This window comes from Streptomyces sp. NPDC027672 (genome assembly GCF_055566335.1).
The window spans coordinates 626293-647411 of record NZ_JBVHSO010000003.1 but is presented as its reverse complement, the minus strand read 5'-3'; the positions used below and the strand labels follow the sequence as shown (position 1 = coordinate 647411).

The window sequence follows — 21119 nt, the reverse complement described above, 5'->3', positions numbered from 1 at the left end:
GAGGACGGCCCACGTGCGCACCGTCGGAGTGGAGGAGGAACTCCTCCTGGTCGATCCGGACAGCGGCGACCCGAAGGCGCTGGCGGCGGCCGTGCTCGCCCGCGCCGAGCAGGACGATCCCGGACAGGACGTCTTCGAGAAGGAACTGTTCGGGCAGATGCTGGAGTTCGCCACGCATCCGCAGTCGGACATGGCGGACCTCGGCGAGGAGATCGTCCGCTGCCGCAAGGAGGCGGCCCGGCACGCCGGGCAGATCGGCTGCTCGGTCGCCGCGCTGGCCAGCTCGCCGCTGCCGGTCAGCCCGTCGCTGAGCGTGAACGACCGCTACCGGTGGCTGGCCGAGCGGTACGGGGTGCCCACCTGGGACCAGCTCGTCTGCGGCTGCCATGTGCACGTGTCGGTGGAGTCCGACGAGGAGGGCGTCGCCGTACTCGACCGGCTGCGCCCCTGGCTGCCGGTGCTGCGCGCGATCACCGCGAACTCGCCGTTCTGGCAGGGCCGCGACACCGGCTACGCCAGCTACCGCAGCCGGGTGTGGAACCGCTGGCCCTCGGCCGGGCCGGCCGAGCCGTTCGGGACCCCCGAGCGGTACCACCGGCGGGTGACGGACATGGTGGCCACGGGCGTCATCCTGGACGAGGCCATGGCCTACTTCGACGCGCGGCTGTCCGCCCGCTATCCCACCGTGGAGATCCGGGTGTCGGACGTGTGCCTGTCCGCGCGCACCGCCGCAACCGTCGCGACGCTCGTCCGCGCCCTGGTGGAGACCGCCGCCCGGGAGTGGCGGGCCGGCCGGCCGGTGCCCGACACCGGCGTGAGCCTGCTCCGGCTGGCCGACTGGCAGGCCGCCCGGTTCGGCCTGGAGGGCGACCTCGTCGACCCGGTGACGCTGCGGCCCCGGCCCGCCCGGCAGGTGCTGGACGCGCTGCTGGAGCACACCGGGGACGCGCTCGCCGACAGCGGCGACGCCGACCGGGCCGCGCAGGGCGTGGCGGAGCTGCTGCGCACCGGCAACGGCGCGCGCGAGCAGCGCGGACTGTTCGAACGCACGGGCAGCCTGCGGGACGTCGTCACCGAGTGCGTGCGGCGCACGCAGGCCTGAACGTCCCGCAGGCACCGGTCAGAAGATCAGGATCAGGGCGTACACCAGGAAGAACGCCGCGATCAGGATCACCAGACCGAGGATCAGCGTCAGCGGCGCCTTCGCCCAGCCCTTCGTCGGATTGTGCGTCTCGCGGGGCCCGGCCTCGGGCATGCTGCTCTCGGCGGGCGGGGTCTCGCCCGGCGGGACTCCGCCGCCGGGCTCCAGCCCCGTGGTGCGTTCGACATGGCTCATGCATGCCGAGTCCCCACCAGACGCCCGGATCATCAGCCGATCACGACTTCTCCGTTCCCCGCTCCCGGCTCGCCCGCCTGGGCTACATTCGAGCACCGCCGGAACGGAGCCGTTCGGCGCAGTGACCCCGCGTACCCAGGAGCAGCGCATGCGGAACGTCGCCCTCGCTCCCGCGGCCGCCCCGCCGCTCACCGGCGGTCTCGCCGACAGCGTCTTCGCCGCGGCGGACCGGAGCCCGGCCCGGCCGGTGCTGGCCCGCCGCGCGCCCGCCGGGTCCGGCTGGGAGGAGGTCACGGCGGCCGGGCTGCGCGACGAGGTGGTGGCCCTGGCCAGGGGCCTGATCGACGCCGGGATCGCGCCCGGCCACCGGGTGGCCCTGATGGCCCGGACGCGCTACGAGTGGACGGTGCTCGCGCACGCGGTGTGGACCGTGGGCGCGGAGCTGGTGCCCGTCCATCCGGCCGCCGCGCGCGACCAGGCCGAGTGGATCCTGCGGGACGCGGGCTGTGTGGCCGTGATCGTGGAGGACGAGCAGGGCGTCATGACGGTCGGCACCGTGTGCGCCCGGCTGCCGCGGCTGCGGCACGTCTGGCAGCTGGACGCGGGCGCCCTCGCCGATCTCGTGGCCCGGGGCGCGCGGGTGCCGTACACCACGGTGGAGTCGCTGCGCCGGATCGTGCTGCCGGACGCGACGGCGGCCGTCGTCTACACCTCCGGGACCTCGGGGCGGCCGATGGGCTGCGCGCTCAGCCACCGCGGCCTGGCCTACCCGTGCGACACGCTGCTGGCCGGCTGGGGGCACGCCGCCGCTCCCGCGGGCCGGCAGCCGTCCGTCCTGGCCTTCCTGCCGTTCTCCCACGTCTACGGCTTGATGATCATGCTGACCTGTGTGCGCGGCGGGGTGCTGATGGCGCACGAGCCGGAGCTGACCGAGGCGGCGCTGACCTCGGCCCTGGCCACGTTCCGGCCGACGTACCTGTACGGCGTGCCGTCGGTGTTCGAGCGGCTCCACAAGACCTTCCTGCGCACCGCGCGGGAGGCGGGCCGGGGCGCCCTGTTCGAGCGGGCCGCGCGCACCGCGCGGGAGTTCGCCGCGGCCGGGGAACGCCGGCGGCTGGGCACCGGGCCTGGTCCCGGGCTGGAACTGCGGCTCCAGCACGCCCTGTACGAGCGGACGGTGTACCGCGGGCTGCGCGCGACGCTGGGCGGCCGGGTGGTGCGCGGGGCCTCGGGGGGTTCATCGCTGAGCCGTGAACTGTGCCTGTTCTTCGAGGGGATCGGGGTGTTCGTGCACGACGCGTACGGACTCACCGAGACGTCCGGCGGGATCACCATGCAGCCGCTCGGCCGGGAGAAGTCCGGGACCGTGGGCCGGCCGCTGCCCGGCACCGACGTCCGGGTGGCCGGGGACGGGGAGATCCTGGTCCGCGGGCCCTCGGTGTTCCAGGGCTACACCGGGGACGAGGCGGCGACCCGGGCCGCGCTGCGCGACGGCTGGCTGGCCACCGGGGACATCGGGCGGCTGGACTCCGAGGGCTATCTGACGATCACCGGGCGCAAGAAGGACATCATCGTCACCAGCGGAGGCAAGAGCGTGGCGCCGGCCCCGCTGGAGCAGCGGCTGCGCATGCACCCGCTGGTCCACCAGGCGGTGGTGCTCGGCGACGACCGGCCCTGCGTCGGCGCCCTGATCACCCTGGACCCGGAGTTCCTCGCGCACTGGCGGGCCGCCCTGGCGGTGCAGGGCGCTCTGCCGGTCCGGGAGACGCGGGAGGAGAACGCGCTGCGGGAGGAGATCGCGCGGGCCGTGGCCTGCGCCAACAGCACCGTGTCGAGGGCGGAGTCCATCCGGGTCTACCGCGTCGTACGGGAACCGTTCGCCCCGGCCGGCGAGCTGCTCACGCCGTCCCTGAAGCTGCGCCGGGACGCCGTCGTGCGGCACTACGCCGCCGAGATCGACGCGATGTACCGGTCCCGGTCGCGAGCGGTTCCGCCGGAGCCCGCCGAGTGGGACGAGCCGGACGACGTGTTCCGGTGAGCCGGTGCGCCCGGCGACGACCACGGGACGCCGGCAGAGCGGACGGATAGTCCGCGCCTGCCGGGGAACCCGCAGCAGCGCACGAGAGATCAGCAACGACGACCGTCCTGGTCGCCGGGGCCCGTGGGGCCCGGCGGGCCCGGACCGGGGAATGCGAGATGGCGACGGAGCCGCGTTGGGACGACACACCGCCTTCGGAGGAGAAGTATGAGCGTACGTTCTCCTTCCCCGGCGAACTGCGCAACGTCACGGGCGCGCGGCTCGCCGCGGAGCAGTACCTGTGCGCGCTCGCCCGGGATGCACCGCCGGGCGCGCAGGAGTACTGGGACGACATCCTGCTCGTGGTGACCGAGCTGGCCGCGAACGCGATCCAGTACGCGCCGGGCCCCTTCGACCTGCGGATGCGCCGCACCTTCGACGGGGTGCACGTGACGCTGCGGGACACCAACCAGGCCCGGCCGGAGCCGCGGCCCTTCCACCCGCGCACCGGCGGCGGCGGGATCGGCTGGCACCTGGTGCACACGCTGTGCAGCCAGGTCAGCGTGGTCGTGCACGACGGCGGCAAGGACATCCACGCGTTCCTGCCCTGGTGACGAGTGTGTAGCCGGGCGCCAACCGGGTTACTCCACCGGCGGTGGGGGCACGTGGGTCCCCATACGTTCGTCTGCCTGCCGCACCCGGCTGGCGGGGCTGCCGAAGCCGCGGTGGGATCGGAGTCGGCGCTCGGCGATCCAGGGCATGCGAACGGCGTCGAGTCGGACCGCCTGGAGCCGCAGAAAGGGATGGACACCGTGACACGACCCAGGATCCTGGTGGTTGGCGCAGGCTTCGCCGGAGTCAGTTGCGTCCGCCGCCTGGAGCGCAATCTCGCCCCGGACGAGGCCGACGTCACCTTGGTGACGCCGAACTCCTACCAGCTCTACCTGCCCCTGCTGCCGCAGGTCGCCTCCGGCGTGCTCACGCCGCAGTCGATCGCCGTGTCGCTGCGCCGCAGCAGCAAGTACCGCACCCGGATCATCCCCGGCGGTGCGATCGGCGTGGACCTGAAGTCCAAGGTGTGCGTCGTGCGCACCATCACCGACCGGATCGTCGACGAGCCGTACGACTACATCGTGCTGGCGCCGGGCAGCGTGACCCGGACCTTCGACATCCCGGGCCTGACCGAGCACGCCTTCGGGATGAAGACCCTCGCCGAGGCCGCCTACGTGCGCGACCACGTCATCTCGCAGCTGGACCTGGCGGACGCCAGCGACGACCCGGCCGAGCGGGCGGCGCGGCTGCAGTTCGTGGTGGTCGGCGGCGGTTACGCGGGCACGGAGACCGCGGCCTGTCTGCAACGGCTGACGCACGCGGCCGTGCGACGCTACCCGCGTCTGGACCCGGGCCTGATCAAGTGGCACCTGATCGACATCGCGCCCAAGCTGATGCCGGAGCTGGGCGACAAACTGGGCCGCAGCGCGCAGGAGATCCTCAAGCGGCGCGGTATCGAGGTCTCGCTCGGGGTGTCGATCGACAAGGCCGGCCCCGAGGAGGTCACCTTCACCGACGGCCGGGTGGTGCCGACGCACACGCTGATCTGGACGGCCGGGGTGGTCGCCAGTCCGTTGATCGGCACACTCGGCGCGGAGACCGTCAAGGGCCGGCTGGCCGTGACGGCGCAGATGTGCCTGCCGGGCGAGGACGGGGTGTTCGCGCTCGGTGACTCGGCGGCCGTGCCCGACCTGGCGAAGGAGCAGGAGGGCGCGGTCTGCCCGCCCACCGCCCAGCACGCCATGCGGCAGGGCAAGGTGGTCGCCGACAACGTCATCGCCACGCTGCGCGGCCAACCGATGCGGCCGTACGTGCACAAGGACCTGGGGCTGGTCGTCGACCTCGGCGGCAAGGACGCGGTGTCCAAGCCGCTCGGTGTCGAGCTGCGCGGGGTGCCCGCGCAGGCGGTGGCCCGCGGCTACCACTGGTCGGCGCTGCGCACCAACGTCGCCAAGGCCCGGGTGATGACCAACTGGCTGCTGAACGCGGTCGCGGGCGACGACTTCGTCCGCACCGGCTTCCAGGCCCGCAAGCCCGCCCGGCTGAAGGACTTCGAGTTCACGGACGCCTATCTGACGCCGGAGCAGGTGCGGGCCCGGGTGGAGGGCACACCGGCCGTACAGCCGTGAGGTGACAGGGATCACAGAGGGCCGCCGGTCATTTCCGCACCGACCGGCGGTCTTCTCTGGTGACCGGAACACGTCACCGAAAGGAACACCACCATGGCGGAGCGGACCGTGAAGGGCCCGGCGAGCTATTTCCCGTCGATCGAGGAGAAGTACGGCCGGCCGGTCGCCGAGTGGCAGGAGCTGATCCGCTCCTCGCCGCTGACGCGGCACATGGAGCTGGTCGGCTGGCTGAAGTCCGAGCACGGCCTCGGCCACGGACACGCCAACGCCCTGGTCGCCGCCACCCTGGCCGAGGACTGACAGCACGGCCCCGCGTGCGATGCTGGGTCGAAGATCGAATTCCGATACGGGAGAGAGCGCGGCGGCGTGAGGGCAGTGGCACGGTCGGGACGGGCACGGATGTGGGACCTGCTCGCGGCGTCGGATCCCGGACTGCTGCGGCTGACCGCGGGGCTACGCACGGTCACCGCCATCGCCCTCGCACTGGCCGTGCTCGCCGTGCTGCGCGTCCCGGTGCCCCAGCTCGTCGCCGGGGCCATGGCGGCGATGGTCGCCACCTTCGCCATCCGGGAGAAGCAGCGCGGCCCGCAGGCGGTCACGCTCGCGCTCGGCCTGCCCGTGGCGCTGGCCTCGGTGTCGCTGGGCGCGCTGCTCAACCAGCGGGTGGTCGTCGGGGACCTGTTCTTCGTCGTCCTGATCTTCTGCGCCGTCTACGGCCGCCGGTTCGGCGACCGGGGCACGGCGCTGGGCCTGATCGGGTTCCAGATCTACTTCCTCTCCCTGTTCGTCGGCGCGACGGCGGCCACGCTGCCCGCGCTGTACGGCGTGCTCGGCGTGGCGTTCGCGAGCAGCGCGGCCGCCCGGTTCGCGCTGCTGCCGCAGACCGCCGCGGGCACCCTGGACCGGCTGCGGCGGGCCTTCCGCGCCCGGCTCGCCCAGTTGCTGGCCAGCCAGGCCGAGCTGCTGGACGCCGGGCCCGAGGAGATGGAGAAGGTGCTGGAGGAGCTGCGCACCCGGACCGCGCGGCTGCACGAGACGGCGCTGATGATCCAGGGCCGGCTGGAGGACGGCACCTCGGACGCGGCGGGGGCCCGGCTGCTCCAGCGCCGTGTCGCGGACGCCGAGATCGCGGCCGAGCGGCTCGGTCTGCTGCTGCTCACCGCGCGCAGCGCCGAGCGGACCGACACCCTCACCCTGCACCTGCCGGGCGCCCCGGTGCCCACCGGGGTCGAACCGCCGGTGCGGGACGAGGCGTCGGCGGCGCTGCGCCGGGACCTGCGGGCGCTGCGGCTGCTGATGCTGCGGCCGGCCGGCGAGGTGTCGGGCACCGCGCTCGCCCAGGTCCGCAACCGGCTGCTCGGCTACCGCGAGGAGGAGAATCTGCCCCAGGCGTCCCCGGCCGTGCAGGACGTCTTCCGGGGTCTCGGCGAGGCCGCCCGCGCCTCGCTGGGTCTGCGGCTCGCCCTGGAGGGGCCGCAGGACGACTCCGACGACAGCCCGGCGACCGCGCGCTCCCGCGAGGAACTGGACGCGGAGGACGCCGCGATCGAGGTCAGCGAGGAGAGCGAGCCGCCGGCGGCGGAACCGGCCGGTCTGCAACGGCCCACCACCCGGGCCGCGGTCCAGGTGGCCGTCGGCTCTTCGCTGGCCATCGCCGGCGGTGAGCTGCTGTCCAGCCAGCGCTGGTACTGGGCGGTGCTGACCTGCTGGATCGTGTTCCTCAACACCGCGTCCACGGGCGAGATCCTGGTGAAGGGCTACCGGCGGCTGCTGGGCACGGTGCTCGGTGTGGTGGCCGGCATCGGGCTCGCCGGGCTGGTCGGGCACCACACCTGGACGGCGTTCGCGCTGGTGCTGCTGTTCATCTTCGCGATGTTCTACACCGCGCCGCTGTCGTACACGCTGATGTCGTTCTTCGTGACGGCGATGCTGGGGCTGCTGTACACGCTGCTGAACACCTACAGCATGGCGGTGCTGGTGCTGCGGGTGGAGGAGACGGCGCTGGGCGCGGCCTGCGGGGTGTTCGCGGCGGCGATCGTGCTGCCGGTGCACACCGACCGCCGTACCAACGAGCTCCTGGTGGCGGTCCTGGAGCGGCTGGCCGAGGTCACGCGGGGCGCCGTCGACCAGCTGAGCGGCGGGGCGGGCGGTGATCTGGTGGAGCTGGCGCGCGAGCTGGACCAGGCGCTGGCCGATCTGCGGGCGGCCAGCCAGCCGCTGACCCATCCGATCACGCCGCTGCGGTCGCGTCGGAACACAGCCCGCTACGTGGTGGCGCTGCTGGAGACCTGCGCGTACCACGCGCGCTCGCTCGCGGCCACGGCCGAGCTGCTGCCGACGCATCCGTCGATCGCGGCGGACCCGCGGCTGCGCGGGGCGTGCGGGCGGATCGTGCACAACATCGAGGCGATCGCGGCGCGGGTCGCGGACCCGCGGGCCGCCACGGAGATCGAGAGCGGCTCCAGCATCGCGTCGATGCTGGAGCCGGGGACCCTGCGCACGCCGCGCTACGGCCGGGTGACCGACCGGGTGCTGCGCCATCTGCAACGGCTGGACGAGGCGGTCTCCGGCCTGGCGCGTCCGCTCGGTGTGGCCGGCGGCCCGGCACGGCCGGGCCGGTGAGCTGCGTCGCCGGCCGGGACAGGTGTAGCGCCGGCCGGCGTAGGTTCCTCGCCGGCGAGTGCAGCTTTCTCGCCGGCCGGCATGAGGGAGGGCCGCCGGTGAGGGCCACCGGCGGCCGGCGGGCCGGGGGCGTGCGCCGCCCGGCCGTGCTCTTCACCGCGGGTCGGCGGTGCCGGGCCGGCGGGCGCCGAGGGCCTCGTCGCGGACGCGGGCGCAGCTCCGGCTGATCAGCCGGGAGACGTGCATCTGGGAGATGCCGAGCCGGTCGGCGATGCGGCTCTGGGTCATGTCCTCGAAGAAGCGCATGTAGAGGATGGCCCGCTCGCGCTCGGGCAGCCGGCGCAGTCCCTCCTTGGCGGCCTCGCGGTCGACCACGACGTCGTAGGAGGTGTCCGCCTCGCCGAGGGTGTCGGCGAGGCTGTAGCCGTCGTCGCCGGCGGACAGCTCGGCGTCCAGCGAGAGGGTGCTGAAGCTCTCCAGCGCCTCCATGCCGGCCGTGACCTCGTCCTCGGTGAGCCCGGTGTGGGCGGCGATGTCGGCGACGGTGGGTTCGGGGCTGCCGGGGTTCTGGGTGAGTTCCCGCCGGGCGACCCGGACGCGGTTGCGCAGTTCCTGCACCCGGCGCGGCACCCGCAGGGCCCACATCCGGTCGCGGAAGTGCCGCTTGACCTCTCCGGTGATCGTCGGGACGGCGTAGCTCTCGAAGGCGCCGCGGGACGGGTCGAACCGGTCGATGGCCTTCACCAGGCCCAGCGCGGCCACCTGGCGCAGGTCCTCGACGGACTCGCCGCGGTCGCGGAACCGGCCGGCGATCCGGTGGGCCATGGGCAGCCAGGCGGTGACGAGCCGGTCGCGTACGGCGTCCCGCTCGGGGCCGTCGTCCAGTTCCGCCAGCCGGGCGAACAGCTCCGCGGTGTCGGGGGCGTCGTCATGGTTCCGGCGGCCGGGCGCCCCGGTGGTGGGGGCGGTGGGGGTGCCGTGACGGCTTGTCGACATGTCGGTCAGCATGCGGAATCGCTCCTGAACGTGGTTTCAGGGCACGGCCGGAACAGCGGTTCCGGGTTCAGGCCCGAACAGTGGTGTCAGGGTTGCCGCGGGTGAGCCGCCGAGCCCGCCGGGAGGGGCCCAGGCAGCGGTACTCTCCCCGCTGGGCGCGCGCCTCCGGTCCGAAGCACGAGACTCCGTCTGCCCCCCGCCCACACGGGCAAACGCGATGAACGGAACTTCCCGCACCGCTTCAGCGCAGCGGTACGACGGCCGTGATGCGCTTGCCGCCGCGGGGCAGCTCCGCCACCCGGACGTCCCTGGCCAGACGGCATACGAGGGGCCAGCCACGGCCGCCGGGCAGGGTGCGGTCGCGCCGGCCGGCGGCCACGGGGAGCGCGTCGCTGCGGTCGCTGACCGAGACCCGGACGCCGTCGGAGTCGACGTCCACGTCGAAGCCGGTGATGCCGCCGCCGTGGCGCAGGGCGTTGGTGGTGAGTTCCGAGGTGACCAGCAGGGCGTCCGCCATGGTCTGGGCCGGGCACGGCAGGGCGCGGGCGCGGCACCGTTCGGTGATCACGCGCTCGACGGTCCTGCGTGCCTCGGCCGGCCGGCCCGGCACCCTGCGGCGGGGGCCCGGCAGCGTCACGGAGGGACCGGTCCGGTGCTTGTCGTGCATGTCTTCCTCCTTGGGCGGTGCCCGAGTTGCCCTGTTCCCTCCTTTTCGACTCACCCCCGGCGGCGGTGTCAAACACCCTCGGTGTGGCGGTCATCACCCGGGCCGGAGCGGGTACCCGCGTGCCATGACGGATGTGGTGGACGCGGACGAGTTGTTGCGGCGGATCCGGCGCGGGCGGGAGTACGCGAGCGAGCAGGAGCGGTCCTGGCGGGAGCGGGCCGGCGCGCTGGCGGCGACCGACCCGGAGGGCGCGCGGGAGGCGGCGGACCGGGCACGGGCACTGGAGGCGGTGGCGGGAGTGCTGGAGGAGATCGTCCGGCCGGGCGGCGGTCCGGCACGGGACGACGGAGTGAAACAGGTCACTTGACCCATTTGGGGGTGCCCCCGGGTACAGCAGATGGTTTATCGTTCATTCATAGTGATGCGCGGAGCGGCGCGGAACCGTCCTTCCCCGCTCCTCGTGTCACCGCGTACGGCCCTGGCTGGCCTCCCCCGTCCAGCCAGGGCTTTTTTCTGCCCGGAAGGCGGCGCGCCGGGTGCCGCCCCGCCGCCGGACCGCCTCCTTCGAGGTGCCCGGTGCGGCGGCAGCGGATGAAATGGGCTCAAGCACACCAGCAGGACCGTCAACCGCCGCCGGCGAGGAGCCCCGCGCCATGACCAAAGCCATCAAACTGCTCACCGCGCTCCCCCAGGCTCAGCGCGAACGCCTCATGGAGGTGGCCAAGGAGGTCTCCTTCCCGGAGGACACCCGCATCTTCGAACCGGGCGGCACGGCCGACCGCTTCTGGGTGATCCGCTCGGGCGCGGTCCACCTGGACCAGCAGGTCACCTCCCGGCAGCGGGTGACGGTGGCCACGCTCGGCGCGGGCGACCTGCTCGGCTGGTCCTGGCTGTTCCCGCCGTACGAGTGGGACTTCGGGGCGGTGGCCTTCAGCAACGTGCGGGCCTACGAGTTCGACGGGCCGTCGGTCCTCGCGCTGTGCGTGGAGGATCCGCTGCTCGGGCTCTCGGTGGTGCGCACGGTGGCCGAGATCCTCGCCCACCGGCTGGAGACGACCCGCGGGAAGCTGATGGAGCAGTACACGATGCGCCGGCGCAGCGGCCCGCTCTAGGACCTGTCAGGACCTGTCGCCGGGGTCAGATCCGGTAGCGGCGCAGCGCCGGGAACGCGGCGGCCAGGGCCAGCATCGACACGACGACCAGGGCGCCGCCGCCCGCGACCGCGGCGCGCGGGCCGAACGCGGCGCCCATGGTGCCGTGCAGGACGTCGGCCAGCCGTGGCCCGCCCGCGACGACCACCGTGAACACGCCCTGCATCCGGCCGCGCATCTCGTCGGTCGCGGCCGACAGCAGGATGGCGCCGCGGAACACCATCGACACCATGTCGGCGACCCCGGCCGCGGCGAGGAAGCCCACGGCGACCCACAGGTTCCCGCTCAGCCCGGAGCCGGCGATGGCCACGCCCCAGGCGACGACCGCGCCGATGACCATCCAGCCGTGCCGGCGGGCCCGGGAGAAGGCACCCGAGAACAGGCCGCCGAGCACCGCGCCGACGGGGACGCCGGCGAACAGCACACCGAGCGCGAGGCCCTCGCCGTAGGAGCCGTACGTCTCGGCGGCCAGTTGCGGGAACAGGGCGCGGGGCATGCCGAACACCATGGCGACGATGTCGGCGAGGAAGGACAGCAGCAGCACCTTGTGCAGGGAGATGTACCGGAAACCGGCCGCTATCTCCCGCACCCCGGCCCGGCGGGCCACCTCGCCGAGCGGCGGCAGGGCGGGCAGCCGGAAGACGGCCCAGACGGTCGCGCACAGCGCCAGCGCGTCGATCAGATACAGCTCCGGGAGCCCGACCACCGGGATCAGCGCGCCGGCGAGCATCGGGCCGGCCACCAGGCCGACCTGCATCACCGTCGAGCCGAGCGCGCCCGCGGCCGGCAGTTGCCCGGCCGGGACCAGCCGGGCTATGGAGGCGCTGCGGGCGGGCGCGTTGAGCCCGAAGAACGCCTGTTGCAGCGCGAGCAGGACCATGAGCACGGCGACCGAGTCCAGACCGGAGACGGCGTGCGCCCAGAACAGCAGCGAGGTCACCGCGATGCCGCAGTTGGTGACCAGCAGCAGCTTGCGCCGGTCCACGGTGTCGGCGACCGCCCCGCCCCACAGCGCGAAGGCGACCATGGGCACCAGTCCGGCCAGGCTCGCGTAGCCGACCCAGGCCGAGGAGTGGGTGATGTCGTAGATCTGCTTGGGTACGGCGACGGCGGTGAGCTGGCTGCCGACCGCCGTGACGATGGTCGACGACCACAGCCGCCGATAGGCGGGGATGCGCAGCGGACGGGTGTCCATCGCCCAGCGCCGCCAGCCGCGCCGGGGCGGCTCCCCGGCCGCCGGCGCGCCGCTGTCGGTCCCGGTGCTGCTGCTCTCGCTCGTGTTCACGGATGTCCTGGTTGCTCGTTACATCTTTTCGGTTTCGGGAGCCCGACTATCTCAGCAAGACCCGGTTCCGGCCGAACGGGCCGGATCAGGACCCGACGAGCAGGCTCACGCCCAGGACCAGCATGGTGGCGGCGACCAGGCCGTCCAGCACCCGCCAGGCGCCCGGCCGGGCCAGGTGCCGGCCGAGCAGCCGGGCGCCGAAGCCGAGGGCGGCGAACCAGCACAGGCTGGCGAGCGCGGCGCCGAGCCCGAAGGTCCAGCGCAGCGGGCCCCGGTCCGCCGCCAGCGAGCCCAGCAGGAACACGGTGTCCAGGTAGACGTGCGGGTTCAGCCAGGTCATCGCCAGACAGGTGAGCACCGCCCGGCGGCGCGAGCCGGCCGCCTCGCCCTCCGTGCGCAGCCCTGGGCCCGGCCTGAGGACCCGGCGGGCGGCCAGGGCGCCGTAGCAGAGCAGGAAGACACCGCCGACGATCCCGACCGCCCGGACCGTGCCCGGCCAGGCCGCCACCACCGCGCCCACCCCGCCGACGCCGAGTGCGATGAGGAGCGCGTCGGACAGGGCGCAGATGCCGACCACGGCGAGGACGGCGTCCCGGCGCACCCCCTGCCGCAGGACGAAAGCGTTCTGGGCGCCGATGGCCACGATCAGGGAGAGGCCGGTGCCGAATCCGGCGGCAGCGGCGGTCAGAGCGGAGTGCATGCCGTCGACGCTAGGGAAACGCCTCGCACAAGTACAGCTAAAGATTTTTACGTACCATTAGGAGATGTGATGAGCGACCTTCCGGCGGAGCAGGTGCGCACCCTGCTGGCCGTGGTGGACGAGGGCACCTTCGACGCGGCGGCCGCCGCACTGCACGTGACGCCGTCGGCGGTCAGCCAGCGGATCAGGGCCCTGGAGCAGCGCACCGGCCGGGTCCTGCTGAAGCGCACCAGACCGGTCCGGCCCACGGAGTCCGGCACGGTGCTGGTGCGGTTCGCCCGGCAGCTCGCCCGGCTGGAGCGGGACGCCTGGGGCGAGCTGGGGCTGGACGGCAGCGGGGAGCCGACGCGGGTGTCGGTCGCGGTGAACGCGGACTCGCTGGCGACCTGGTTCCTGCCGGCCCTGACCCGGGTTCCCGGCCTCTGCTTCGAACTGCACCGGGAGGACCAGGACCACACGGCGGCACTGTTGCGCGAGGGCCTGGTGATGGCGGCGGTGACCTCCTCGCCCGACCCGGTGCCCGGTTGCACGGTCCGCCCGCTCGGCCGGATGCGGTATCTGCCGGTCGCCGCGCCGGAGTTCATCGCCGCCCGGCTGGACGGCCGGCCCCTGGCGGAGGCGCTGCCCCGGGCACCCGTCGTGGTCTTCGACCGCAAGGACGACTTCCAGGACGGCTTCGCGCGCCGTCTCGGCCTCGCCTCGGCCGGACCGCTCCGGCACCAGGTGCCCACCTCGGAGGGGTTCGTGGCGGCGGTCGCGGCGGGGCTCGGCTGGGGCATGGTCCCGCAGGCGCAGGCCGGACCGCTGCTGGAGCGGGGCCGGCTGGCCGTGTTCGCCCCCGGCGAGGTCATGGACGTCACGCTCTACTGGCAGCAGTGGAAGCTGGATTCGCCCGCCCTCGCGGCCCTGGCCGACGCGGTGACCGCGACCGCGGCCCGGGCACTGCGCCGCTGACTCCATTTCGGGAGTCCTTTCCGAACTCCCCGTCGGCAGCGCCCGGTCGGGCCGCCGGACGCCCTGCACCCCCCGCTGACCTGCTTGTTGACCGCCTACGGCCGCTGGACGGGCCGCTGCCCGGGGTGCCCCGGCGGCGACCGGTGCCCGATCCGCCGCCGGTTGTGCCGTTTCACGTCGGCGCGAGAGGTCACCCGAATCCGTGAGACCGCATACGGAGCGCGTGCGACAGGGCACGGACGACTTCCACCGATCCGATCCAGGAGACATCCGATGGACAACTGGCGTGACCATGCCGAGTGCCGCACCGAGGATCCCGACCTGTTCTTCCCGATCGGGACCACCGGGCCGGCGCAGGTGCAGACCCAGCAGGCGAAGGCGGTGTGCGGACGCTGCCCGGTCCGGGAGCAGTGCCTGGGGTGGGCGCTCGACAGCGGCCAGATCATCGGTGTCTGGGGCGGGACGACCGAGCTGGAGCGCCAGGCCCTGCGGCGCCGGGCCCGCTCCCGGCAGCGCTCGGGCTGACCGGGGGGACCCGGTGCAAGAGCGGCTGAGCCCCGGCGGGAGCCCCCCGCCGGGGCTCAGCCGCTCTTGCGGCGCAGGGTGCCCCAGTCCCGCTCCTGCCGGGTCACCTGCTCCCTGGCCGCCTCGATGACGTCCTCGGCGATCCAGCACAGCGGCTCGACGTCGGCCACGAGGGGCTCGTTGTCGGGGCCCCGGCCCGTCTCCCGGCCGCGCAGCACCCAGGGGCGCACGCCGGGGCCCTTCTCGTGCGGCAGGTGGGCGTAGTCGTAGAGGCGGCGGGCCACCCACAGCTCCACCGACCGGTCGCCCCACCACTCCGCCACGTCGAGCGGGTTCGCGGACAGTCCGGGCAGGGCGACGCCGGTCAGCTCGTCGGTGCTGGAGGAGGTGTGCAGGTCGGCGCCGGGCCCGCGGGACCAGCGGACGTACAGACCCTGGTGCCGTTCCGCCAGGCGGGCCGCTTCGGTGAGGGTGGACACGACCGGCAGGTCTTCCGGTGTGCTCATGGCCGACCTCCCTGTGGTGCGCGTGCGCGACCGGAGTACCCCCGGCGCGCGCCGGAAACCGGATGCAGGCCCTCCGCCCTGTTTCGGATCGCGTCCCAGGTCACCGGCCCGGCCGGAGTGCCCTCACCGCCCGCGACCGGCGGCGCACGGACCGCGAACGACTCTCACCGCAGGCGACCGGTGGCGCACGGACCGCGACCCGCTCTCGTCGCCCGCGACGGGCGGCGCACTGCTCTCATCGGCCGCGACCGGCGGCCTGCGGCCCCGCGACCGGTTCAGCGAGCGAGCCAGTCGGCGGGCCCCATGACGACGACCGGGTGCCGGGCCGGGTCCAGGGCGCGCAGCAACTGCTTCATGTGGGTCCGGGCGATGCTGACGCAGCCGTGGGTGGGGCCGCCGTGGTCGACGTGCAGCCACACTCCCCCGCCGCGCTCCGGGCCGAGCGGCCGGCTCCAGTCCAGCGGCGAGGTGCCGGGCTCACGGTTGTAGTCGACGGCGACGACGTAGTCGAAGGAGCCCTCCAGGGGCTCGCCCTCGAAGCCGGTGCCGGGCGAGCGGAAGCCGCGGGAGTGGTGGTACGGCAGCCGGCTGCCGGGGTCCGGGAGCAGGCCGCCGGCGTCGGAGAGGGTGTAGACGCCGAGCGGGGAACGCAGGTCGCCGGCCGTGTGGTGGGCGCTCCAGCCGCGCAGCGCGTTGTGGCCGGGCCAGGCCGGGCCCGCCTGCCAGCCCACGGCGGTGCGCCGGTGCAGGACGACCGTGCACAGCGGGGAGTCCGCGCCGCGCCCGGTGACGACGACGGCCTGCGCGCAGCGCCCGGGTATGCGCGCGGAACGCTCGGGACCGAGCCCGGGTATGCGGCGCCGGGCCGGGTCCGTGGACGGCCCGGGGGCGGCGGGCGCCGGCCGGCGGGCCGGCGCCCGGGTCTCGGTCGCCTCGGCGCCGCCGCAGCCGGTGAGCAGCAGCGGGGAGGCGAGGAGTGCTACGGCGGTTCTGCGTGGGATCATGGGTCGACTCTGGCCGAAGGCCGTGGGGAGAGGGGCGGGTTGGCGGTGCTGTCCGGCTTGCCCGGCGTGAACAGCCAGGTGCGGAACAGCCCGTTGAGCTGCTTCCCCGACTTCTGTTCGGCAAGCCTGGCGAACTGGGCGGTCGTACCGTGTCCGTCGCGGTGTCCGGCCGTCCAGGCGCGCAGGACGCGGAAGAACGCCGGGTCGCCGACGGCCCGCCGCAGCGCGTGCAGGGCCATGGCGCCGCGGGCGTAGACGGGGGTGCCGAAGAGGTGCCCGGGGCCGCCCGGGTCGCCGGGCGGATAGGCCCACAGTGCGTCACCCGCCGGGCGGGCGTAGAGGCTGTCGAAGGTCCGCTGGGCGCTGGGGCCGCCGTGCTGCTCGCTGTAGAGCCACTCGGCGTAGGTGGCGAAGCCCTCGTTGAGCCAGATGTCCTTCCAGGCGGTCAGGGAGACGGAGTCGCCGAACCACTGGTGGGCGCTCTCGTGGACGAGGGTGGCGAGGTCGGGCGCGGAGTCGTAGAGCGGCCGGGTCTGGGTCTCCAGGGCGTAGCCGGCTTCCGGGGCGTGGTCGACGATCGAGCCGGCGGCCCGGAACGGGTAGGGCCCGAACAGCCGGCTCTCCCACTCCAGCACGGACGGCAGCTTCTTCAGCACGGGCGCGGCGGCGCGGGCCTCGCGGGGGTCGACGGCGTTGTACACCCGGACGCCGTCGCGGGTGGTGTACCGCTCCACCTGGAAGTCGCCGATGGTGGCGGTGGCCAGGTAGGCGGCCATGGGCCGGGTCTCGCGCCAGCGGAAGGCGGTGTGCCCGTGGGCGGTGCGCCGTCCCAGCGGGACGCCGTTGGCGACGGCGGTGAGGCCCCGCGGCACGGTGATCGTGAAGTCGTACGACGCCTTGTCCCGGGGGTGGCCGTTGGCCGGGAACCAGGTCATCGCGCCCTGTGGTTCGCCCGCGACGAAGGCGCCGTCGTCGGTGGGGATCCAGCCGTCCGCCGAGCCGTCGGGGTCGGTGACCGGCTTCGGGGTGCCGTGGTAGGTGACGGCGACCCGGAACAGCCGGTCCCGCGCGGGGGCGCGCGAGGGGGTGACGACGAGTTCCTGTCCGTCCCGGGTGAAGCGGGCGGCCGCGCCGTCGACCGTCAGCCGGGTGACCTTCAGGCCGGTCAGGTCGAGGTCGAAGCGGGTGAGCCGCCGGGTGGCGCGGGCGGTGAGGACGGCGGTGCCGTCCAGGCGCCGGGAGGCGGGCTCGTAGCGGAGGGTCAGGTCGTAATGGCGCACGTCGTAGCCGCCGTTGCCGCTGAGCGGGAAGTACGGGTCGCCCGCGCCCGGCGCGCCGGGGCCGCACGGGGCGGCGGGCGCGGTGGCGCCGAGGAGCGCGGCCACGGCGACGGGGACGGTGGCGAGGACGGCGGTACGGCGGCGGGCGGGTGGTCTGCGCGTGGGCCTCACATGCGCTCCTCGGGAAGCGGCCGGTGATCGACTGGCCGTCAGCGTAGGCGGGCCGGCGGCCGGGCTTCCCCCTTCTTCCGGTCAAGTCCTGCCGCGTCCTTCCGGCCGAGCCGGGCCGCGTCGCCGCCCGGTCGGCGGCGCGCGGCGCAGTACGCTCCAACGACCGTCCCCGACCCGGAAGGAACCGTGTCCGTGAGCGTGCGCGTGCGCCGGATCTACGACCCGCCCGAGCCCGACGACGGTCTGCGCGTGCTGGTGGACCGGCTCTGGCCGCGCGGCCTCGCCAAGGACGAGGTCCATGTGGACGAGTGGCCCAAGGGGCTGACCCCGTCGGCCGAGCTGCGCAAGTGGTACCACGCGGGCGAGGGCTCCTACGAGGAGTTCCGGCGCCGGTACGAGGCGGAGCTGGACGCGCCGGAGGCCGCCGGCCTGCTGGACAGGCTGCGCACGGCGGCCCGCGCGGGGCAGGTGACACTGCTGACGGCGTCGAAGCGGCCGGCGGAGAGCCACGCGCGGGTGCTGGCCGAGCTGTTGCGCGACTGAGGTTCAGCCCGTGTGCGCGGCCGCGTGCCGGCCCGCCGCCCGGCCGGAGAACAGGCAGCCGCCGAGGAAGGTGCCTTCCAGGGCGTTGTAGCCGTGGACGCCGCCGCCGCCGAAGCCGGCCACCTCGCCCGCCGCGTACAAGCCCTCGACCGGGGTGCCGTCGGCGCCGAGGGCCCGGGAGTCCAGGTCGGTCTGGATGCCGCCGAGGGTCTTGCGGGTCAGCACGTGCAGCCGGACGCCGATGAGCGGGCCGGCGGCCGGGTCGAGGAGTCGGTGCGGGGCGGCGACCCGGCCGAGCCGGTCGCCGAGGTAGCGGCGGGCGTTGCGGATGCCCTGGATCTGGGCGTCCTTGCTGTAGGGGTTGGCGAGCTGGAGGTCGCGGGCCTCGATCTGACGGCGTACCCGGGCCGCGTCCAGCAGCGGCTCGCCGGTCAGGCCGTTCATCTTCTCCACCAGGCGTTCCAGGCTGTCCGCGGTGACGAAGTCCTCGCCCTGGTCGAGGAAGGCCCGCACGGGTGCCGGGGCGCCCTTGCCGAGCAGTCGGTCGCGCAGGACGGCCTTGCGGTCCCGGGCGGTGATGTCCGGGTTCTGTTCGGAGCCGGAGAGCGCGAACTCCTTCTCGATGATCTTCCGGGTGAGGACGAACCAGGAGTGGTCGTACCCGGCGATGTCCGGGGTGGTGCGCAGGTACCGGAGGGTGCCGAGGGTGTCGTAGCCGGGCAGGCAGGGGTCGGGCAGGCGGCGGCCGAGGGCGTCGAGCCAGATGGAGGACGGGCCGGGCAGGACGCGGATGCCGTGGCCGGGCCAGACCGGGTCCCAGTTGCGCAGGCCCTCGGTGTAGTGCCACATGCGGTCGCGGTTCACGAGCCGGACGCCGGCCGCTGCGCTGATGTCGAGCATGCGGCCGTCGACGTAGGCGGGCACGCCGGTGACCATCGCGGCGGGCGGGGTGCCGAGCCGCTCGGGCCAGTGGCGGCGGACGATGTCGTGGTCGGCGCCGATGCCGCCGGTGGTCACGACGACGGCCTGCGCGGTCAGTTCGAAGTCGCCGGCGCGGTCGCGGCCGGAGGCGACGCCGCGCGGGGAGTCGTCCGGGGCGAGGACCGTGCCGCGCACGCCGCGGGCCGTGCCGCCGTCGACGAGGAGTGCGTCGACCCGGTGGCGGTGGTGGAAGGTCAGCAGTCCGTCCCGGGCGGCCTGCCGGGCGTACCGGACGAAGGGTTCGACCACGCCGGTGCCGGTGCCCCAGGCGATGTGGAAGCGGGGCACGGAGTTGCCGTGGCCGTCCGCGCGCAGGTCGCCGCGTTCGGCCCAGCCGACGGTGGGCAGCAGGTCGATGCCGTGTCCCCGGAGCCAGGACCGCTTCTCGCCGGCCGCGAACTCGACGTAGGCGCGGGCCCAGCGCACCGCCCAGGCGTCCTCGTCGGCGAGCCGGTCGAACTGCGCGCTGCCCCGCCAGTCGGACCAGGCGAGGTCGAAGGAGTCCTTGACGCCGAGGCGGCGCTGCTCGGGCGAGTCGACCAGGAAGAGGCCGCCGAAGGACCAGTACGCCTGCCCGCCGAGGTTGGCGGCGTTCTCCTGGTCGACCAGGGCCACCCGGCGGCCCCGGCTGGTGAGTTCATGGGCGGCGACGAGCCCGGCGAGGCCCGCTCCGACGACGATGACGTCCGCGTCCATGGTGCATGTCCTTCCCTGACGGTGTTCGTGCTGGTGGTCCGCCGCCGGGCTAGGCGGGACCGCGGCCGCCGTCCGTCAGCAGCGCGGTGAGCAACTGTCCCAGCCAGGCCCGGGCGGCCTCGGTGTCCCGGTCCAGCAGCAGTTGGGTGGTGACGCCGTCGTACGCGGCGACCACGGCGCGCGCCGCGCCGTCCGCGTCGCCGAGCACGGCGGGCAGCGCGGTGTGGCCGCCGGCCCGGGAGAGCCGGTCGGCGATGGCCTCGCGGAGCCGGGCGCGGTGGTCGAGCAGGGCCCGGGCGACGACGGGGTCACGGGCGGCGTGCACCAGGAAGTCGGTCTTCACCAGCAGCCAGTCCACGTCGAGCAGCAGCACCTCGGTGACCCGGTCCACGGCGGCGGGCACGTCCAGGCCGGGACCGTCCTGGGCGAGCGCGTCGGCCACCTGGGCCGCGAGGAGCCCGGCACGGTCCCGGTACAGGGCGAAGAACAGCTCGTCCAGGGTGGCGAAGTTGGAGTAGAAGGCGCCGCGGCTGAACCCGGCCGCCTCGCAGACCTCCTCGATGGTGACCCGGCCGAAGCCCTTCGCCGCGAACACGGTGAACGCGGCGTCGAGCAGCCGGGCCCGGGTGCGGACCCGGCGCCGGGTGACGCGCCGTGGTGTCTGTTCCACCGGTTCCATCGGCACCGCCCCCTCGTTCGATACGCGAGCGTATCCAATACACCGGTGTAGCGAAAGACTCCGGACGCAACGCAGACCGGCATCCGGGCGGGCCCGCGCGACACGGAGATCAAATGGAACGCACATTCGATTAAGGAGTACGCTGGACTCATGTCCACGCACCTCCAGGGCTCCCTGTTCGACCAGACCGACGAGCTGCGGCTCGGCCCGCTCGACGGGCTGCGCCGGACCGAGCTGGGCACGGGCGCCTGGATCGACGTCCTGCCGGGCTGGCTGCACGGCGCCGACACGCTCTTCGAACGGCTCGCCGCCGACGTGCCCTGGCGGGCGGAGCGCCGGAAGATGTACGACAACGTGGTCGACGTGCCCCGGCTGCTGGCCCACTACGGCGCGGCCGATCCGCTGCCCCACCCGGTGCTGGACGAGGCCCGCGCCGCCCTGTCCCGGCACTACGCCGAGGAGCTGGGCGAGCCGTTCACCACCGCCGGGCTGTGCTTCTACCGCGACGGCCGGGACAGCGTGGCCTGGCACGGCGACCGCATCGGGCGGGGCGCCCGCGAGGACACCATGGTCGCGATCCTCTCCGTCGGCGAGCCCCGGGACCTGCTGCTGCGCCCGGCCGGCACGGGCGGCGCCACGGTGCGCCGGCCGCTCGGCCACGGCGACCTCATCGTGATGGGCGGTTCCTGCCAGCGCACCTGGGAGCACTGCGTCCCCAAGACCGGCCGGGCCGCGGGCCCGCGCATCAGCGTCCAGTTCCGGCCGCACGGCGTGCGGTGACCGGCCGCCCGCGCCCCCCGGACGGGACGCCGATCTGATTGGCTGG

The 21119-nt window shown here is 74.3% G+C and carries 22 protein-coding genes; 12 read left to right on the top strand and 10 right to left on the bottom strand.

The window, feature by feature from the left end; all coding sequences use genetic code 11:
- Positions 1-13: 13 nt before the first annotated feature.
- A complete protein-coding gene (locus ACZ4SV_RS10945; RefSeq protein ID WP_468003275.1) occupies positions 14-1102 on the top strand; it encodes a glutamate--cysteine ligase 2 in 1089 nt (362 codons plus the stop codon).
- 18 nt (positions 1103-1120) lie between these two features.
- Here ACZ4SV_RS10945 and ACZ4SV_RS10940 read toward each other — a convergent pair whose 3' ends face one another.
- Positions 1121-1336, bottom strand: coding sequence for a DUF6480 family protein (locus ACZ4SV_RS10940; RefSeq protein ID WP_468003273.1), 216 nt, complete (start codon positions 1334-1336; stop codon positions 1121-1123).
- A 148-nt stretch (positions 1337-1484) separates the two neighbouring features.
- On the opposite strand from ACZ4SV_RS10940, the gene ACZ4SV_RS10935 reads away from it, so the two are divergent.
- The 5 genes from ACZ4SV_RS10935 to ACZ4SV_RS10915 all read left to right on the top strand — a co-directional run bounded on the left by ACZ4SV_RS10935 (position 1485) and on the right by ACZ4SV_RS10915 (position 8155).
- The gene (locus ACZ4SV_RS10935; protein ID WP_468003271.1) at positions 1485-3374 is read left to right on the top strand and encodes an AMP-dependent synthetase/ligase; all 1890 of its coding nucleotides are present in this window, start codon (positions 1485-1487) and stop codon (positions 3372-3374) included.
- A gap of 158 nt (positions 3375-3532) precedes the next feature.
- Positions 3533-3967: an ATP-binding protein gene (locus ACZ4SV_RS10930; protein WP_365880658.1), complete on the top strand. Its 435-nt coding sequence runs from the start codon at positions 3533-3535 to the stop codon at positions 3965-3967.
- A gap of 189 nt (positions 3968-4156) precedes the next feature.
- Positions 4157-5533 (top strand): NAD(P)/FAD-dependent oxidoreductase, encoded by a 1377-nt coding sequence (locus tag ACZ4SV_RS10925; protein WP_468003269.1) that lies wholly within the window; start codon positions 4157-4159, stop codon positions 5531-5533.
- 93 nt (positions 5534-5626) lie between these two features.
- On the top strand, positions 5627-5833 hold the full coding sequence (locus tag ACZ4SV_RS10920) for a DUF4287 domain-containing protein (RefSeq protein WP_397937602.1): 207 nt from the start codon (positions 5627-5629) through the stop codon (positions 5831-5833).
- 99 nt (positions 5834-5932) lie between these two features.
- Positions 5933-8155 (top strand): FUSC family protein, encoded by a 2223-nt coding sequence (locus tag ACZ4SV_RS10915; protein WP_468003267.1) that lies wholly within the window; start codon positions 5933-5935, stop codon positions 8153-8155.
- A gap of 153 nt (positions 8156-8308) precedes the next feature.
- Here ACZ4SV_RS10915 and ACZ4SV_RS10910 read toward each other — a convergent pair whose 3' ends face one another.
- Together ACZ4SV_RS10910 and ACZ4SV_RS10905 are read right to left on the bottom strand one after the other, a co-directional pair.
- Positions 8309-9163: an RNA polymerase sigma factor SigF gene (locus tag ACZ4SV_RS10910; protein ID WP_468003265.1), complete on the bottom strand. Its 855-nt coding sequence runs from the start codon at positions 9161-9163 to the stop codon at positions 8309-8311.
- Between the two features lie 229 nt (positions 9164-9392).
- Complete coding sequence (locus ACZ4SV_RS10905; protein WP_365884332.1) at positions 9393-9818, bottom strand: ATP-binding protein; 426 nt, start codon at positions 9816-9818, stop codon at positions 9393-9395.
- A 124-nt stretch (positions 9819-9942) separates the two neighbouring features.
- Between ACZ4SV_RS10905 and ACZ4SV_RS10900 the strand changes: the two genes are divergently transcribed.
- The gene (locus ACZ4SV_RS10900; RefSeq protein WP_468003263.1) at positions 9943-10185 is read left to right on the top strand and encodes a hypothetical protein; all 243 of its coding nucleotides are present in this window, start codon (positions 9943-9945) and stop codon (positions 10183-10185) included.
- Positions 10186-10471: 286 nt separating this feature from the next.
- Entirely contained in the window at positions 10472-10930 is a 459-nt protein-coding gene (locus tag ACZ4SV_RS10895) for a cyclic nucleotide-binding domain-containing protein (RefSeq protein ID WP_365883676.1), read from the top strand.
- Positions 10931-10955: 25 nt separating this feature from the next.
- On the opposite strand, the gene ACZ4SV_RS10890 is transcribed toward ACZ4SV_RS10895, so the two are convergent.
- Entirely contained in the window at positions 10956-12254 is a 1299-nt protein-coding gene (locus tag ACZ4SV_RS10890; protein WP_398217337.1) for an MFS transporter, read from the bottom strand.
- An 85-nt stretch (positions 12255-12339) separates the two neighbouring features.
- On the bottom strand, positions 12340-12954 hold the full coding sequence (locus ACZ4SV_RS10885) for a LysE/ArgO family amino acid transporter (RefSeq protein ID WP_468003260.1): 615 nt from the start codon (positions 12952-12954) through the stop codon (positions 12340-12342).
- 69 nt (positions 12955-13023) lie between these two features.
- Between ACZ4SV_RS10885 and ACZ4SV_RS10880 the strand changes: the two genes are divergently transcribed.
- Positions 13024-13908, top strand: coding sequence for a LysR family transcriptional regulator ArgP (locus tag ACZ4SV_RS10880; RefSeq protein ID WP_468003258.1), 885 nt, complete (start codon positions 13024-13026; stop codon positions 13906-13908).
- A 273-nt stretch (positions 13909-14181) separates the two neighbouring features.
- Positions 14182-14433, top strand: a complete 252-nt coding sequence (locus ACZ4SV_RS10875; RefSeq protein ID WP_397937589.1) for a WhiB family transcriptional regulator — start codon at positions 14182-14184, stop codon at positions 14431-14433.
- Between the two features lie 56 nt (positions 14434-14489).
- Here ACZ4SV_RS10875 and ACZ4SV_RS10870 read toward each other — a convergent pair whose 3' ends face one another.
- The 3 genes from ACZ4SV_RS10870 to ACZ4SV_RS10860 all read right to left on the bottom strand — a co-directional run bounded on the left by ACZ4SV_RS10870 (position 14490) and on the right by ACZ4SV_RS10860 (position 17394).
- On the bottom strand, positions 14490-14939 hold the full coding sequence (locus ACZ4SV_RS10870; protein WP_365884406.1) for a DUF6098 family protein: 450 nt from the start codon (positions 14937-14939) through the stop codon (positions 14490-14492).
- Positions 14940-15214: 275 nt separating this feature from the next.
- Positions 15215-15943, bottom strand: a complete 729-nt coding sequence (locus ACZ4SV_RS10865) for a L,D-transpeptidase family protein (protein ID WP_468003255.1) — start codon at positions 15941-15943, stop codon at positions 15215-15217.
- Complete coding sequence (locus ACZ4SV_RS10860; protein WP_468003253.1) at positions 15940-17394, bottom strand: M1 family metallopeptidase; 1455 nt, start codon at positions 17392-17394, stop codon at positions 15940-15942. Before ACZ4SV_RS10860 ends, ACZ4SV_RS10865 begins: the two co-directional genes overlap by 4 nt.
- A gap of 192 nt (positions 17395-17586) precedes the next feature.
- Here ACZ4SV_RS10860 and ACZ4SV_RS10855 point away from each other — a divergent pair, with 192 nt between their 5' ends.
- A complete protein-coding gene (locus ACZ4SV_RS10855) occupies positions 17587-17937 on the top strand; it encodes a DUF488 domain-containing protein (protein ID WP_365881580.1) in 351 nt (116 codons plus the stop codon).
- Positions 17938-17940: 3 nt separating this feature from the next.
- Here the strand turns inward: ACZ4SV_RS10855 and ACZ4SV_RS10850 are convergent, their stop codons facing one another.
- Positions 17941-19614 (bottom strand): FAD-binding dehydrogenase, encoded by a 1674-nt coding sequence (locus ACZ4SV_RS10850; protein ID WP_468003251.1) that lies wholly within the window; start codon positions 19612-19614, stop codon positions 17941-17943.
- A gap of 49 nt (positions 19615-19663) precedes the next feature.
- Entirely contained in the window at positions 19664-20284 is a 621-nt protein-coding gene (locus tag ACZ4SV_RS10845) for a TetR/AcrR family transcriptional regulator (RefSeq protein ID WP_365881575.1), read from the bottom strand.
- Between the two features lie 159 nt (positions 20285-20443).
- Between ACZ4SV_RS10845 and ACZ4SV_RS10840 the strand changes: the two genes are divergently transcribed.
- Positions 20444-21073 carry an alpha-ketoglutarate-dependent dioxygenase AlkB gene (locus ACZ4SV_RS10840; protein WP_365881573.1) on the top strand — a complete coding sequence of 210 codons (630 nt, stop codon included), beginning with the start codon at positions 20444-20446 and terminating at the stop codon, positions 21071-21073.
- Positions 21074-21119: the final 46 nt, after the last annotated feature.